Source organism: Anaerocolumna jejuensis DSM 15929, assembly GCF_900142215.1.
Taxonomy (GTDB): Bacteria; Bacillota; Clostridia; order Lachnospirales; family Lachnospiraceae; genus Anaerocolumna; species Anaerocolumna jejuensis.
Genome location: NZ_FRAC01000013.1, coordinates 68714 through 85511, shown reverse-complemented (window position 1 = coordinate 85511; position 16798 = coordinate 68714). Strand labels below are relative to the sequence as shown.

16 protein-coding genes are annotated in these 16798 nt (G+C 40.1%); 2 read left to right on the top strand and 14 right to left on the bottom strand.

Annotation, left to right across the window (positions count from 1 at the left end; genetic code table 11):
- Nucleotides 1-55: 55 nt before the first annotated feature.
- Nucleotides 56-472 carry a MarR family winged helix-turn-helix transcriptional regulator gene (locus BUB77_RS13730; protein ID WP_084124229.1) on the top strand — a complete coding sequence of 139 codons (417 nt, stop codon included), beginning with the start codon at nt 56-58 and terminating at the stop codon, nt 470-472.
- Nucleotides 473-530: 58 nt separating this feature from the next.
- Entirely contained in the window at nt 531-1535 is a 1005-nt protein-coding gene (locus BUB77_RS13725) for an NADH:flavin oxidoreductase (RefSeq protein ID WP_073276844.1), read from the top strand.
- A 129-nt stretch (nt 1536-1664) separates the two neighbouring features.
- Here BUB77_RS13725 and BUB77_RS13720 read toward each other — a convergent pair whose 3' ends face one another.
- The 14 genes from BUB77_RS13720 to BUB77_RS13655 all read right to left on the bottom strand — a co-directional run bounded on the left by BUB77_RS13720 (nt 1665) and on the right by BUB77_RS13655 (nt 16631).
- Nucleotides 1665-2999 carry an MATE family efflux transporter gene (locus tag BUB77_RS13720; protein WP_073276842.1) on the bottom strand — a complete coding sequence of 445 codons (1335 nt, stop codon included), beginning with the start codon at nt 2997-2999 and terminating at the stop codon, nt 1665-1667.
- 384 nt (nt 3000-3383) lie between these two features.
- Nucleotides 3384-4751: a sensor histidine kinase gene (locus tag BUB77_RS13715; protein ID WP_073276840.1), complete on the bottom strand. Its 1368-nt coding sequence runs from the start codon at nt 4749-4751 to the stop codon at nt 3384-3386.
- The gene (locus tag BUB77_RS13710; RefSeq protein WP_073276838.1) at nt 4742-5401 is read right to left on the bottom strand and encodes a response regulator transcription factor; all 660 of its coding nucleotides are present in this window, start codon (nt 5399-5401) and stop codon (nt 4742-4744) included. Before BUB77_RS13710 ends, BUB77_RS13715 begins: the two co-directional genes overlap by 10 nt.
- Before the next feature lie 61 nt (nt 5402-5462).
- On the bottom strand, nt 5463-6224 hold the full coding sequence (locus tag BUB77_RS13705; RefSeq protein ID WP_073276836.1) for a lantibiotic immunity ABC transporter MutG family permease subunit: 762 nt from the start codon (nt 6222-6224) through the stop codon (nt 5463-5465).
- A gap of 1 nt (nt 6225) precedes the next feature.
- On the bottom strand, nt 6226-6948 hold the full coding sequence (locus BUB77_RS13700; RefSeq protein ID WP_073276834.1) for a lantibiotic immunity ABC transporter MutE/EpiE family permease subunit: 723 nt from the start codon (nt 6946-6948) through the stop codon (nt 6226-6228).
- Nucleotides 6941-7645: a lantibiotic protection ABC transporter ATP-binding protein gene (locus BUB77_RS13695; RefSeq protein WP_073276832.1), complete on the bottom strand. Its 705-nt coding sequence runs from the start codon at nt 7643-7645 to the stop codon at nt 6941-6943. Before BUB77_RS13695 ends, BUB77_RS13700 begins: the two co-directional genes overlap by 8 nt.
- 247 nt (nt 7646-7892) lie before the next feature.
- Complete coding sequence (locus BUB77_RS13690) at nt 7893-8408, bottom strand: signal peptidase II (RefSeq protein ID WP_073276830.1); 516 nt, start codon at nt 8406-8408, stop codon at nt 7893-7895.
- 57 nt (nt 8409-8465) lie between these two features.
- Nucleotides 8466-9356 carry a hypothetical protein gene (locus BUB77_RS13685; RefSeq protein WP_073276828.1) on the bottom strand — a complete coding sequence of 297 codons (891 nt, stop codon included), beginning with the start codon at nt 9354-9356 and terminating at the stop codon, nt 8466-8468.
- Nucleotides 9357-9465: 109 nt separating this feature from the next.
- The gene (locus tag BUB77_RS13680; RefSeq protein ID WP_073276826.1) at nt 9466-10629 is read right to left on the bottom strand and encodes an SAM-dependent methyltransferase; all 1164 of its coding nucleotides are present in this window, start codon (nt 10627-10629) and stop codon (nt 9466-9468) included.
- Between the two features lie 248 nt (nt 10630-10877).
- Nucleotides 10878-11921, bottom strand: a complete 1044-nt coding sequence (locus tag BUB77_RS13675) for a LacI family DNA-binding transcriptional regulator (RefSeq protein WP_073276824.1) — start codon at nt 11919-11921, stop codon at nt 10878-10880.
- Nucleotides 11922-12180: 259 nt separating this feature from the next.
- Nucleotides 12181-13284, bottom strand: a complete 1104-nt coding sequence (locus BUB77_RS13670; RefSeq protein ID WP_242962506.1) for a glycoside hydrolase family 130 protein — start codon at nt 13282-13284, stop codon at nt 12181-12183.
- A gap of 10 nt (nt 13285-13294) precedes the next feature.
- Nucleotides 13295-14134 (bottom strand): carbohydrate ABC transporter permease, encoded by an 840-nt coding sequence (locus BUB77_RS13665; RefSeq protein WP_073276822.1) that lies wholly within the window; start codon nt 14132-14134, stop codon nt 13295-13297.
- 14 nt (nt 14135-14148) lie between these two features.
- Complete coding sequence (locus BUB77_RS13660; RefSeq protein WP_084124225.1) at nt 14149-15066, bottom strand: carbohydrate ABC transporter permease; 918 nt, start codon at nt 15064-15066, stop codon at nt 14149-14151.
- A 128-nt stretch (nt 15067-15194) separates the two neighbouring features.
- Nucleotides 15195-16631, bottom strand: coding sequence for an ABC transporter substrate-binding protein (locus BUB77_RS13655; protein WP_073276820.1), 1437 nt, complete (start codon nt 16629-16631; stop codon nt 15195-15197).
- Nucleotides 16632-16798: the final 167 nt, after the last annotated feature.

Genomic DNA, 16798 nt, shown 5'->3' with positions numbered 1-16798 from the left:
TAAATTTAGAACGATATAATGATGTATATACATCGAAAAGGAGGCGATTGAGAAAGTGCATAAGAAACCAACTTCCTGCTATTGTCTTAAATTACGAAGAACTACAGGAAATTTAACCAGATTTTATGATAAAATGCTGGAACCCAGTGAGGTGACGGTGAGTCAGTATGGTTTGCTGCTTAACATATCAAAAGCAGAAAATGGCAGCCTTAGAGAACTGGCTGATATGGCGGAACTGGATCGGTCTACTCTAGCAAGAAATATTAAGCCATTAATTAAGAAACGGCTAGTTTGTGATACGAAAGCAGACGGGGCGAGAGATAGTAAACTTGTTCTGACAAGAGATGGAGAAAAAACTCTTTTACAGGCAGCCGGCTTATGGTCAAAAGCACAGGAAAAAATAAAAGAAGCTCTTGGCGAAAATGGTATAATAGAATTGGAAAAAATGCTGAAAGCATTAGAAGCATTATAGTGTTTTCAGCTTCTTTTCAATGAATTATGATGTATATACACTAAAAGGAGAATCTAGCATGTCAAAATTAAAACAAACGATTCGAGTTGGGAAAACGGAAATCAATAACCGTCTTGTAATGGCGCCCGTTGCATTGGAAAAATCTAATGCAGGTAAGGTCACTAAGGAACTTTTGGATTATTACGATGTAAGAACGAAGGGGGGTTATACGGGTTTTGTTATTATTGAGCACAGCTTTATCCGCGAAGACGGACGAGCAAGTACGAATCAGCTTTCATCATCAGATGATTCTGATATTGCGGGACTGACGAAACTGGCTGATATTATTCACAAAAACGGAAGTAAAACGGTTATGCAAATCAGTCATGCCGGTGCAGCCGCAAAAAAGGATGTTGTATTAATGGAAGGCATTAGCCCGAGCGGTATTTCCAATCCCAATAAAGTATTGGGAAAAGGTGATCTTCAGGATACACATGAAATGTCGCATAAAGAAATTGATCTTGTTATTCAGGCATTTGTGGATGCAGCAATTCGTGTGAAAAAGGCCGGATTTGACGGTGTAGAGCTGCACAGCGCACATGGCTATCTGTTAAATCAGTTTTTCTCTCCTATTACGAATAAGAGAACTGACGATTATACAGGCAGAACAATAGAGGGCAGAATCAAACTTCACATTCAAATTATAAAGGCAATCAGAGAGACAGTGGGGGAGAATTTCCTACTTGGTATGCGTCTTGGTGGCTGTGATTATATGGAGGGCGGCAGTACGATAGATGAAGCCGCTATTGCCGCTCCAAAGCTGGTAGAAGCAGGGCTTGATTTTATGGACATATCCGGCGGACTCTGTTTCTTCATCAGAGCAGGACATAATGAAGCAGGTTATTTTGGAGATTTAAGCGAAGCAGTGAAAAAGACGATTTCTGTGCCTGTAATATTAGCAGGAGGTGTAACTAACGGAATAGATGCTGAAAAATTGTTAACCGAGAACAAAGCAGATATGATTGCAGTAGGCAGACCAATTTCTCAAAAGGAATCATGGGCAAAAGAGGTAATCGAGAGTTAAACGAAAATGTAGTTTGTCTACAATCTGAGGCTGTTTCAAAATAAAGAAACAGCCTCACTTTTATGCTACAGGTGAAAATAATACTATTTCATATTCAATTGTTTCTAAAACTACAGAGCTTTTTTCACTCTATATAGTATTGCCTAACTTTTTCATTCGGTAATAATACGCCGGAATAATTGGTATTAATGCCGATACCCAGGCAACAGGGCTTGCAAGGCAGATTCCGACAAATCCAAGAGGCTTGGCAAGCAGTACAATAACAATGCCCCTTGCAAACAATTCAAAAATCCCTCCAAGCATGGGCAGCAGCCCGTCTCCCAAACCCTGCAAGGTATTTCTGTAAACAAAGATAAGCCCCAAGGGGATATAAAAGCCTGCCACTGCATAGAAATATATTTTAGCCTTACTCACAACCAGTTCAACGTTATCTGTAACAAACAGCTTTACTAATGCATCTCCAAAAACAAGTACCGCCACCATGGATAAGATACCGCAAATTACGGATAAGATTATTGTTGACCGGACTCCCGCTTTTACCCTGTCCATTTTTCCTGCTCCCGTGTTTTGCCCTACATAGGTCGCTAAGCTGGCTCCCAAAGACGGCAGCGGCTGTGTAATGATATTCTGTATCTTTCCGGCTGCTGCAAACGCAGCTATGTACACCGGTCCCAGCCGGTTCAATGCGATCTGAACAATCATGGTGCCTATTGCCGTTATGGAAAACTGCAGGCCCATAGGTGTTCCCATTCCCATTAACTTTCCTGCACTTTTCCAGGAAAAATAAGTATCCTCCTTCTTCAGCCTCAGGATGGGATATTTCTTTATCATGTATATCAGGCATAAAACAGAAGCAAATGCCTGGGAAATTACAGTTGCATAGCCGGCGCCTTTCACTCCCATGGAGAATCCGGCGATAAATAAATAATCCAATATAATATTTAAAATGGAGGAAAGTAGTAAAAAGTACAGCGGCGTTTTACTGTCACCCAATGCCCGTAATACGGCTGCCAGTATATTATAGGCTATCGTAGCCGTTAATCCTATATAAATGACTGCAATAAAACTGTAGGTATCATGAAAGATTTCCTTTGGTGTATTCATTGCCGTCAATACCCAGCGATTCGTAAACATCAGGCTGACGGTCATAATAACGGCCATAACTGCACATAAATAAAATGACATTGCCACATAATGCCTTACACCTTTTATATCTTCCGCTCCATAGCGCTGGGCTATCAGTATGGCAAATCCTCCTGTAATTCCCATAATCCACCCAATGACCAGGAAGGTGAGGGAGCCGGTGGAACCAACCGCTGCTAGGGCATTCATCCCCAGATACTGTCCTACAATAATAGAATCAATCACATAATAAAACTGCTGAACGATATTACCAATTAATATTGGAACCGTAAAACCAATGATCAGTTTCATCGGCTTTCCCGAAGTTAAGTCATTTGGCATGTATTTGACACCTCTCTCTTGTACTGTATGCAATATACTATTATATAAAGTATTTTGAAAAGTGTCCATACATAATGTCCGGCAAACGCATGAGACTGAATAATGGATATGAACAGATGACCAAGGGGGTTGTTTTGGGGTTTTGTCTCAAGAGGTTCCTTATGACACTTAAGCGGCAGGAAACGTGACTAGGTAAAACGGTGCCACTGTTTGAGCTTGATAACTAACACCGCCATATTTATTGCAGCGAGTTTGGCGCTGTTTTACCTGCCAGTCACGTTTCCTGCCGCTTTAGTGGAATAAGGGTTCTCGCGTAACAAAACTCCAAAACAACCCCCTTGGTCATCGTCCGCTTCCATAAACTTCTTTCATGCGTTTACCATGCTATGTTTTATCCCCTGTGCTAATTTCAAAAACAACTACCGCCCCAGTCTGACCAGGTTTATTATAGTACATCAGCTTGCCCTTATATCCTTCCGCAACGCTGTTGGCATAATACATTCCCAGACCGTAATGCTCCTCGCTTCTCTCGGACTTTTCGGTATAGAACTGGTTTTTCGCATATTTCAAGGCTTCTCTTGTAAAGCCTTTTCCGTAATCCTCCACCTCTACTCCAAATCTGCCGCCGGTATATCGAAAGCTTAATTTTATCCTGTCATCAACAGAGGTATGTTCAGCTGCATTTTTAATAAGATTCATTACCGCCCTTACAACCGAATCTCTGTTAAGGAATGCTTCTCCCCCTGTTACCGGATTGCTGACAATAAGGTTGATTCCATTGGCCCTGCAAAGTGCTTCGCTCTCTGCCAGGATATCCGCCACCAGTGAAATCAATGGAACCTCCTCTGCCCTTTCCTCCGAAAAAGGATGATTGGTTTCCTCTATTAACAGTTTTATATACCGTTCTATTTTATCCGAATGATCGTCAATGATATCCGCAAGCTGGTAAATTTCCGAAATATCCTTCTCTTCCTTTATCAGTTCCGAGTTTCCCTTTATAATGGTAAGGGGCGTTTTTATGTCATGGGCAAGGGCCGATATATTACTTTTCCTTTTCTGCTCCGTCTCCCATTCTTTCTTTAAAGACTGTGATAAGGCACTTTCCATATCATAAAGGGACAGGAGGATATCGTTGATTTCTTTGATTTTTGATTTTTTCTGCTTGTCATTAAGCTCTCTGGTCTGAATCTGTGCAATTTCTTCAAGCACCGGTTCAATCTCCCCTTTCAGCCTTTTGCCAAAAAGCAAAGCGTTGTTTACTGAAATTATGACAAATACCACAAGGAATAGAACAATCATTATCAGCTCAGGCTTGGGAAAGAGCTTATGCAATACGGGGGAAGAAAAATGTGCCGCAATATCATATTTGACAACACAGGAACCGCCTGCTCTTTGAATGAAAAAATAAAATCCCTCCACTGCTTTTGCATCCTTCAAATATACCTTTGCCTTCTCCCTGACTGCCTTGTTAAAATTGCCTGACAGGTAATTGCCCTTTGTGTCAAACAGGCCATACTGACAGGTAAGGGGAATAAGGGTGCTGTCAAAGGGTTCGCTTTCCGCTATTTTTTCTTTGTTCCTCTCAAGATAATGCTCGGAATAATTGGCAGGCAAAATAAAACCGCTGTTGAAGCCTATATTAGCTAGTACCAGGAATACAAAAATCTCAAGAAGTATGCAAATAGCCAGCAGTAACAGCTGTTTCAAAAAAAACCAGAATAGTGTATTTGTTTTGAATTTCTTTAATACCATTTATATCCTATCCCCCAGACTGTTTCAATGGGATTTTCACCGCATTTTTTTAACTTTGCCCTTATATTTTTAATATGTTCCCTGATGGCACTGCTGTCACTGCCGCAGTCGAAGCCATATACTTTTTCAAGGATCTGCTCAAGTGAAAATACCTGTCCCCTGTTCCTTACCAGAAATTCGCAGATTTCATATTCACTTTTTGTCAATTCAATTTGCTCCTGATGAAAATATAATAATTTTGCAGAAATATCAAAATTAAAATTTTCACTGACAATCCGACTATGATATTCCCGCCTTTCCCGCCTTAAGTGCGCATTTACCCTGGCTCTTAGCTCTGCTAAGCTAAATGGTTTCCTGATATAATCATCAGCCCCTGCTGCAAAGCCTTCAGTTAAATCGGTATCCATGGTCTTAGCCGTTATAAATAAAATGGGGCAGTCAACACTATTGCGAATGTCCTTGCAGAAAGTAAAGCCGTCGGTATCAGGCATCATAACATCAAGTAAAATCAAATCATATCTTGACAGCTTCTCTTTTATTACCTTTTCGGCCCTATCCGCTGTCTCAACCCGGTGGCCGTCATTTTCAAGTGCTTTTTTTATAATAGACAGGATTTGCATGTCATCATCAACCGCAAGAATATTTGCCATGATACCCTCCCTTTTTGCCGCTTTTCCTGATAGTATAACTTAAAAACCGGTTTTTGTCTCCTTATTCCTGTCTTACATTCCTGCCCTCCCAGCGGCTGCTTCCTATTACAAATACAATGCTTAAAATTACTGTTATAATCCCTGCTGTTATAACGCCGGTCCTGAAATCCTGGGCGATTGTTTTGTAAGTACCGGAATCGGCATAACGGTAGCAGTAATAGGTCGCCGTCCTAATTCCATATCCATAGGGGATGTACTTCCAGATGTAATCGCCCAGGCTTAAATAAAAAAGAGGACTTATGAGTGTTCCGACAATCCCAAAGCTCAGTGATATCCCCCTGCCTGCCATAAAGCAAATGCCATATTGCAGGACATACAGGGCGAGATTTGACAGGAACAGGATAAGGGACAGCCGGAAATAGAACGGTAATGAAAATTTTACAAATCCCAGGAACCGGAACACAATTCCAAAGCCAAATACAGCAAATATACTGGCAAACAGCCCCAACAGGCACAGTGCTGCCAGATTCCCTGCGTGGGAAACTGCCTTGGAACAGGGCACTGATAATATGGTCTGGAAATTGCCTGCTTTTAATTCCATCTCATACAGCATTGACACCCCTACGGAAATCATTAAGGGAAAAACGATGGCAACTGCCTGGGCATAGCCGTACAGCTTCTGCCTTTCACTCCAGGGGGAATAGGAATAATAGCCGCAAAAAAGAAGTATTCCAAGGGCAGGAACCAGCAAATGCAGCAGTACTAAATTAGTATGCAGTAATTTAAAGATATCCGCCCTGATAGTATGATATAAATTCCTCATCTCATACCTCCTGCTTCTCAAAGAGCTTTGCTGTGGCAGCAGATAATATCAAATATAAAAGGATTGTTATTATAATACCGGGAACTATGACATTGCTTCGGTTCAAGGGACTATCCGGTGACAGAAGCAATCCATTGGGCAGTACCTTTATAATAGGGCACATAAGCCTTGCCGGAATAGCAAAAGGTACCCACCAATATCTTTCAACCGCACATATACAGGCAACAAACAAACTGCAGAATATACTTACGATAATGGAGAAATACATATTAAACCGGAGGGTCATATACATAAGCAGTGGAATTTGCCAGGCAAAGGTGATAAATAGCACCGCACTTGCCGCTATGTTATTTAAAAGCGGAATCTGCTGATGAAAAACAACTCCGCATATTATAGTTAAAAGTAAAAAGACAAGACAGGAAAGAAACAGATAAATCGTAGCTGCCGCTAATTTTACATACCAGAGCCGTTTTTTATCCTGTACAATCCCGAATAAACCGTGAAAATTATATTTCCTGTCCCTCTTTATCAGGGAGGCTGAAATATAGGTAAAGGTAAAAGGCAAAAACAGGATATACCACCAGTTATAGGAGGCAGTCTGAACATATTCCGGTCCCATCAGTATGAGTGAAATAATAATATTAATAAGCGGAATAAGCCATAAAATGACGTTTTGAAAGCTGCGCTTTTGTTTCAGAAACTCTGCACTTAAATAATCAGCCATTGATAGAACCTTCCTTTCTCACAATATCCATAAACAATGCTTCCAGATTTTCTGATTCAGAAAGTTTTTCCTGGTACATTAGCTTTCCATTTACAATAATACCGATATGGTCCGCTATCTGTTCCACCTCCGATAAAATATGGCTTGATATTATTACTGTAATACCTTCTTCGGGAAAGGTTTTGATTACCTCCCGCAGATCATTGATTCCAACAGGGTCAAGGCCGTTTGTCGGTTCATCAAGTATCAGCAGCCTGGGGCGGTTCAAGAGCGCAATTGCAATTCCAAGCCGCTGTTTCATCCCCATAGAAAAATTACCTGCACGTTTTTTGCCCGTATTATTAAGATGTACTATTTCCAGAACTTCCTCTATTCTATCCTCCGATAACCCATACATTAAGGTCCGGACTTTAAGATTTTCCCGGGCCGTCAGGTTTTCATATAGGGGTGCATTTTCAATCAAGGCACCGATTGAAACAAGGTCCTTTCTTTCCAGGGGCTTACCGTTAAGCAGGATATCTCCGGATGCAGGCTTCATCATGCCCGTTATCATTTTAAGAAAAGTAGATTTCCCGGCACCGTTTGGACCAAGGAGCCCATAGATTGAATTTTCCTCTACCTTAACCGAAATCCTGTCATTTGCCTTTTGATTTTTGAAATTTTTACAAAGGTCTTTTGTTTCCAGTACATAACTCATATAAATATCCTCCTGATTTACTTTAGCTTGAAGTATAGAGGGTAAATGTAAGGATTGTATAAGGATTATGATTCAAATTGCAGTAAAAAAAGGTACCCTATTATGGAAACTTCTCTTGCCGGGAAGCAGACCATTTATTTAACAGGGTGCCTTTTGATTTAACTTATTTGATTTGGGTGGCATAACTAATTTCCGTTTTCGCCTGCGTAATTTTATACTCCAGTTATACATTCAATTAACATGATATTCATTTACAGCGGTTACTAATCCAGGACTTGAACGTAATGCTGTTGTTTTCACTGGCTTTATAATCCTTGGAATAAAACCACAGAACCAGGCTTATCCATCCGGCATTTAAAAATACATCCTTCATATCAAAAATGAACCAGTCGAGTAATCCAATATAATCAAGACTTCCTCCCCAGAAAACAACATCAATAAAGGAGCAGCTAACACCGGCCAGGGCCAGACAAAAGCCCATGTCAAGCCACAGATTGACCTTTGCACTCTTATATCTTTGATATTTGCAGAACAGCACGATACCGGCTGCTATGAGCAGCTGCATAATTACCATTATAAAAACCGGCATAACAACATTTGCCATACTTGCAAACCAATTCAGATTCGTGTTTTGAAAGGGTTCAAACCGCAAAATACCCGGAATCAATGTGATGTGCTTATCCTTGGCCAAATTCCAAATTACCGCTTTTATTAATTGGTCCAGTGCTATCAGCAGTCCGGTAATAATCCATTGTTTTTTCATATATCTCTCCAGATAATTTGTTGTATGAAAGTACCTTTTCCATAGCAGCTCATGAGCCTACCGGATAATATCAAATTTATAATCCGTATTATAGGTACGGACATATAAGGAATTTCCCTTTTTAATGATATAGGACGGCCCGGACTTTAACAGGAGCTTATCCAGAACCTTACCGGTGTTCAGGTCAATCTGATATAAATAGTCAGGTTCATTGGTAAATCCATAGCCGCAAAGAATGACACCATCAACAATCACAAAATTACTGCAGTTGCTCACCAGCGCTTTCGTTCTCCACAGGATACTCCTGTCTTTCAAATTAATTGCAGTGATATAGGCATTCATATTGCTGGAGCTTTTTGCATAAGTACTGTGACTGTGTGAAACATACAGGATATTATCCTTTATGACTGCCCAGTTGATCTGCTGCTGTATATAATCATAATCAGCTTTCACATACTTCGGGGAATATCTGTAATTTGAGAAATCAAAGGAATGTACTAATTCCAGGGTCTTAGCATCGTATATATTCAGAATGTAGCCTTCGGAAAAATCCGAACCATAGGTACAATATATATAGGAAGCATCATAGAAGGCTGAGGTAATTATCAGGTCATTCCAGGTCTTATCGATCCCTTTGGGCAAATCACCTGAAATATACCGATAGGTATTGGGCACCTCATAGGTGTTGAGGGAAAGTTTATTCTTAACGAACCAATCCTCATCATCAATTATCTGGTTTGCTTTACTTGATTTCATTTTTAATTTAACAGGGGTCGTTTTTTTATCCGATACCTTAGCGGATTTGTAATAGTGAAAGGAAGGCTTCTTCATCACAACAGTTTCACTGCTTAAATCCGATGCAGCAATTGCCTCTGCTTCTCTTTGACTTGCTCCAATCGCTGTAAGTATGAGTAAAACTGTCATAATAATTGCTAATCTTTTTTTCATTCTCCATCCTCCATTTAAGTCAACTACCCACATTGCATTAAATAATCGTTCAATTATCAACTACCCCCATTGTATTAAATTATTGTTTAATTATCAACCTGTATTTTAATTAATACCATCTTGTCATAGGCAGCTGATTGTTTACCCCTTTGCTGATAAGCACCTGGTGTAAATCTATGATTCCATTATTAAAGGTCGCCGCACATGCACACAGGTACAAATCCCACATTCTCGTAAATTCCAGCCCCATCATTTTCTCAATTTCCGCCCGGTGTTCGTTAAAATTCCTATCCCAGCATAACAGTGTCCTGTTATAATGCCTTCGTAAGCTTTCCACATCCAAAGTATAAAAATTATAATCGGAACACAAGTTAATGATTTCTCTGAGGCTTGGTACCATTCCTCCCGGGAAAATATACTTTTTAATCCATGCGTCACCCGGATATTCTTTCAGTGCACTGATATAATGCAATAAAAACAGTCCCTGGGGCTTCAATACAGAATTAACACAAGATAAAAACTGATTATAATTATCTCTTCCGACATGCTCAATCATTCCAACACTGACAACCCGGTCAAATGCCCATTCCTGCTTTGGCAGATCCCGATAATCCAATATCTCCACAGACAATTTGTCTGTCAGGCCTTCCTCTTCTATCTTTTGCTTAAAACCCTGGTACTGCTCCTGGCTTAATGTAATGCCTTTTCCTGTAATTCCATATTCCTTGGCGGCTTGGATGAGCAGGCTGCCCCATCCGCATCCAATATCAAGCAGACTCATTCCGGGTTTTAAATATAATTTTTTTAGAATTCTTTCTATTTTGTTATTCTGAGCCTCAAAGAGCGTATCCTCTTCCCTGGCAAAGTATGCGCAGGAGTATGTTAAAGACTCATCCAGCCAAAGCTTGTAAAAATCATTTCCAATGTCATAATGGGAAGATACTTCCATCTTTTGATTTTTTTTAGAGCTTGAAGAAAAAATTAATTTTTTCAATGCTTTTTTGTCCGTATGGAATTTTCCCATCTGTCCAAGGAAACAGTTCAGAGCGTGATACAAATCACCTTCAATTTCGATATCACCTTTCATATAGCCTTCACCCAATGCGATGGACGTACTTGTCATCAAATCTGAAACAGCTATTTCTTTGTTAAATATTACTTTAAACATTGGGTTGCCTGTGCCAATTAAATGCTCTTTACCATGCAATTCAACACAGAACGGATTTTCATCAAATTTTTTTAAATAATCAATCATTAAGTTACTTACAGCCATATTACTTCTCCCTCCATTTAATTTACCTGTTATTTACATTGTTACCTTTTTTTGCTAATTAATTCGTACTCATTATACATTCTTTATTTTATAAAATCAATTATGATATTTAATAGGAAATAAATAAATGTGCTGGAAATATTAAACAAATTAAATAATGTCAGAACTTGATAATATCGGAATTACAACGTTAAAAACCCCCTAAGTTAGATTATGTCTAATCTTAAGGGGTGTTACAGATAGAGCTCTTATTTTGAGGGTAATCTGACCGAATCACGCTCTATCAGCTCCACATTGATGACCGTATTTTCCGAAACGCAGTTTTTATGGGAAATGCGGTATATGACCCGTTGTACGGCCCGTTTACCCATCATATCTTTATTTACATTAACCGTTGTTAATTTAGGGTTAACTTTTTCACACATATCAATGTTATCAAAGCCAACCAATGAAATATCCTCGGGAGCATGGTACCCTAAGGATTGGAGAGCCATTAACAACAGAATTGCCGCTTTATCATTGGAACAAATAAATACTTCGGGCAATTGTTTTAACTTTTTGATACACTGTATGATTTTCATAATATCACTTGAGAGCACTGCATCTTCAATATCATCCGTAACGGAATATTTCTGGATGTATTTATCCACAGACGTATTTTTCAGTTCTTGATTGTTTTTCAAGATACCAATGGCTTCTCTGAATCCAAAAAACCGTTCCTTGATACTTAAAGAATAATCCAGCTCTCCAAAAAATCCGATTTTTTTGAAACCTTTATCAATTAAATATTTGGTCACAATAAAACCGCCCAGTTTATTATCCGTTAGTATACTGTCTATGCTTTTTGTCAGGGATGCATGATCCACCAGCACAACAGGCCTGTAATATTTTTGAAGCTTCTCGATATTTTCATCTTTTATCTTTCCGATAATAATAATTCCGGCAACTCTACGCTCACTAATCATTGTGGGTACTTCCAGATTACTATCATCAAAAAAGTTCATAAGGATATCATAGCCGTTTTTTTTTGCCTCTTCTGTCACCGCATATAAAATCCGTCCGTAGAAATTCATATCTTCAGAATATATTTTTTGCATCATGACACATAAATTGGTCCGGGAGAATGTCCGTATATATTTTTCCTTGCTTTCCAAATATCCCATTTCCTCAGCTGTTTTAAGTATTTTAGACCTCATTTCATTACTTACACCCGGTTTATTATTTAAAGCCAAAGACACTGCATTAATAGATACTCCATGCAAATCTGCAATTTGTTTCATTGTAGTTTTCATGACATCCTCCTTAATAATATTCGTCATTCAAAAAGCATCCTTAAGTTATTGTTTCCATGATGCAGCTATGGCCTGCTGCACCATAGTCTTCCCTTTTAGAATTTCTTATCTATACGGCAAATATTTTAAAAGTTTTTTCCAATATCCTTCAATCTGTTTTCAGCCTCTTTGCTGCCGGGTTAAGCTCCTTCTTCCTTCCAGAAATATCATGCTCTATCATTCTATCCGGGCAGTATCTTAATACCGTTCTGCTTTTCTATTATAATACCCCTAAATGCAGGTACAGATCTTCCATTGCTATGTCGGCACGGCAGATAGTGTCGTCTGAAGCTCCATAATAAATTATCAGCTTATTATTTTCATATAAGCAGCCGCATGTAAATACCACCTGGCCAAAAAAGCCTTCTTTTTCATAAGCTGCTTCAGGCTCTAGGAGAGGCCTTTCTGATTTTGCAAGGATTTTATCCGGATGCTCCAAATCCAGCAGGAATGCTCCAAGGCAGTAGCGGTTATTTCGATCGGCGGCATGGTATATCTTTACCCAGCCTTTGTCCGTCTTAAAGGGAGGTGCGCCTCCGCCAATACGGCCATTCTCCCACTGGGTATCTGCAACACCGTAAAAATGCCGGTGTTTTCCCCAATGAAGCAAATCCTCCGATTCCGACAGCCAGATATCTGGCGTACCGATGGCCTTGGGAACCGGCCGGTTAAATGCATAGTACTTTCCGTTAATCTTTTCCGGAAAAATGGCAATATCTTTATTCTCCGGCAGAAAAATACAGCCCTGCCTTGTATAGCTTTCAAAATCCCTTGTTGTTATCAAAGCCGTTTCCGCACCGTTGGGTGAAATTGCAGTGTAATTAATGTAATAGGTGCCGTCAATCAGGGTGATTCTGGGATCTTCCATCCCCCAGCATTCATTATCCCCATTGGGCATAATGGTCGGCTTATCATCAATTGTAAAATGAATACCGTCCTTTGAACGTGCAATCCTCAGGTGGGACAGGGTGGTCAGATAAACCACATTGGTATTAGCGTCGTTTCCCCGTGTGATTGTTCTGCTGTCATCAAAGCATAATTGCGGATTCTCCGACTTTACCAGAGTTATTGTTTTAAAGCAGTTCTTCCCCTCTTCCTCAACCACTATGGGGAATTTTACAACATCATCACTGTCCGTTCTGACCGCCTCCGCAACGCGGCACAGGAGAATGTATTCCTCCTTATATTTTGCAGCCCCGCAGTTAAAAACACCTTTTACAACAAAATCTTCACAGGAAGGTTTCACCATTTCCGGCAAAATGAGGGGATTATTTTCACATCTTATAACATTTACATCCATTGAATTTATTTTTTCATTTTTCATAATCGGCCACCTATTTCAACATAAAGTTAATACCTTCCTTGAAGTATTTCGAAAAACATAAGAATAGAATGATTACAGGCAGAGTCAATAGCACAGATGCTGCATACATGGGCCCCGGCACGGTAGAGTTCTGATTGAATTGTGTTGAAATCATAACATTCAGGGTCTGCCTCCTGTAATCCGGAGCAACCAGCATATCCCACATTAACTCGTTCCACCTTGTCATAAAAACGGATAAAAATACTATGATACTGATTGACTTGGTAGACGGCAATGCTATTTTTAACAATATCTGCAGATGACTTGCCCCATCTATTTTAGCCGCTTCAAATACTACCTTCGGTACGGTCTTAAAATAATTAATATACATAAAGATGCCCCAGATAGATATAATCAAAGGCAGTATCATGCCGAGATAATTATTTGCAAGGGGGCGTATCAGCATATACCTGGGTACTAATAAAATTATCACAGGGAAGAACATTTGAAAGAGCAGGGAGGAATAAATCATACCTTTGCCCTTATAATACATATTGGTAGCCGCATAGCCTGTCATCAGGCCGACCAGCACCGAGATGACCGCTGTGGGTACGGATACAATAAATGAGTTCACTAAGGCTCCCACCCATTGCCATGGATCCGCAGAACCAGCATTTTTTCCGCCCAGCAAATACATATAGCTGTCAAGAGAAATGCTTTTGGGCAAAAGGGCCTTATCTACTAGCTTCCAGGGAAGGAAAGACTGCAGTACCATATAATAATATGGGAACAGAGAAATAGCCAGCAGTAACAATGTTACGATTGTAATAACAACGGTAGACATTTTTATTTTTTTTCGTGTTCGAACCATTCCGGTAATCCCCCTTACCAACCAAATTTTTTATTTAATTTATTCAGAAGCCATGTAATTAATTGAATTACAATAAATATCTGCACAGCATTGGCAATTGCCATGGCTGCACCATAACCTGCACGGAACCTGGTAAAGGAAGCATTGTAGATTTCCAGCTGCCAGGTCGTGGTTGCCAGGGCCGGACCGCCGCCGGTAAGTAAAAAGGGCTCAGAAAAGATCTGAAAGGAAAGTCCCGCAGCCAATACCACAACAGAAGTAATTGTCGGCATAATCATCGGCAAAGTGATATACAGTAATTTGCGGATACCGGTACATCCATCCAGCATTCCGGCCTCATAAACATCCTCGGATACATTTTCAATTGCAGAGAGTACGAATAAGGCATAATATCCGGCCATCTTCCATACGATCATCACAACTAAAATCCAAAAAGCAGCTTTACTCTGGAGCCAGTTAACATTCAGATTAAAATGTTCCCTTAAAAAGATACTGAGTGCGGAATTATAACTGAACAGGTATTTTACCATTACAGATGTGGAAACGCCTGAAGTCAGGTATGGGATAAAAAACATAACGGCTGCAAAGCCTTTTATTTTTTCCGGCAGACGTGAAACGAGAAGGGCAATTCCGATACCTAAGGCAAAGCACAGTACAACAATGGGAACCAAATAACGGAGTGAATTCCAAAAAGCAGCCCTCACCTTTTCATCTGCAAACAAATTAATAAAGTTCTCAAGCTTTACAAAATTATACTCCGGTGACATCAGATTCCAATCTGTTAAAGACAGCCAAAATGCCCAGCCTAAAGGCAGCAGCATGAACACCAGGGAATATACCAGATACGGTGCATTAAACAACCAGGCAATCCCGTTATTCCTTCGTCTGCGTTTCTTTACAGCTTTACTGACTGCCGCTGTATTTTTATTCATTGACTAGCCCCTTTCCATCACTTCAAATTCCTTGAAATGAATTGTTCTTGTAATAATCTATTTCAAAAATTTATCCCTGCATCTTTTCAGATGCAGGGATATACTGCTTATAAGCGGTATCCCGTTCATTATTCCAGGCTGCCTGCTGATTTCATAGCTTCCATTGCTTTATCCACGTAGGCGGACACATCCGGATTTTCCATCATTCCAACACCTGGCAGAAGCTCTGTTGCAAAGGGAACAACTGCTTTTTCACCCAATACTGTCATGATATCCGCACCTTTTTCATGTGCCATCCCGGGAATCGCATCTGCAACAAATGAACTGATATCTTTCAATGCAGGATTCTCTGCAAAGTAGTTGGATAAAGCTGCATTGGTTTCCAAATCACCTCTGACGGGCAGCATGGTCGTGGCATTCAGCCAGTCGGTATCAAAAGTATCCTTGCCGGCTCCGGTGAACACATATTTCAAAAATTCAATAGCGCCCTGATGCTCTTCCTCTGAAACCGCCTTGTTTTTATAAAGTACAATTCCCTTGGAATCAGCATAGTTGAAATGAGTATCTCCTTCCTTTTCCACTAAGGTCGGTCCGAATACGTAATCTCCGTCCATGCCATAAACCTTACCGGCCGCAGTATTTGCCGAAACATCCCAGGGAGCACCGATTCCCATAACCACCGGCACTTTGTCCTGCTGCCAGATTCCATCAATTGTACCGGTCAGCACTTTGTCACCGATTGAACCATAGAGCTGAAATACTTTTGTTAAGGCCTCTTTATCCGCTGTCAGCTTATTGCCGTCAACAAGGGGTGTTCCTTTAGAAAATGCATTGTATTGGGATTCTACGTCAAACCATCTTTCCCAGTAATTTGCTGCATTTAAAAGCTCTGCACGGTACATAAAATGTGTTATGCCATCCTTATTCAAGGTATCTGCCTGTTCCTTGTATTTGGTAAGCAATGCATTAAAATCATCCATTGTCTGGGGTACTTCGGTAACACCAAGTGCCTTTAAAGCTTTGCTGTTATAGCAATAGGTGATTGGATTTACATATAAGGGGATTACGTATTGAGAACCGTTAATTGCCCATCCATCCATTACCTTTTCAATATGACGTTCAGCAGCAATCGCTTTGAACCATTCTTCCTTGCTGATATCATAAAGTGCCTCTGAGCTGTTAAGTATATTTGCAAAACTTCTGTTTATATTCTCAGAAATTGCAGGTACCGTACCTGTTGCAATTGCATTCTGGATACCAGCTTCCGAGGATGGCTGTGCCGGCATCATCTGTACCTTTAATTCAACTGTCTTGCCATTTAACTGAACCTTTTCCGCATTAAATTTATCCGCATAAGAACTCCAGATTTTTAAATTATATTGCTCCGGAGCAGTCCAAAAATCCACCGTAATTGTTCCGCCGCTGCTGCTTGTTTTATCATTGCCTGCCTTTGCATCTTCCGCTTTGTTACTGCCGCCTTTTCCGCAGCCAACAAGCATTGTACCCACCAATACTACTGCTAACATACCCATAATTGCTTTTTTTCCAAAGCCTGCTTTTTTCATAGCATTACCTCCGTTTTATAGCATATAACATGCGTTATACATACTTACTCCCATTGCATACCGCAGACAGGTCTGCGGTACTGCCATAAATAATGGAGTGTGAAAGTGCTTTCCTTTCACACTTGCTTTAATACAATTCAGCTAACTGCAGTCGCTTATGTATAAAT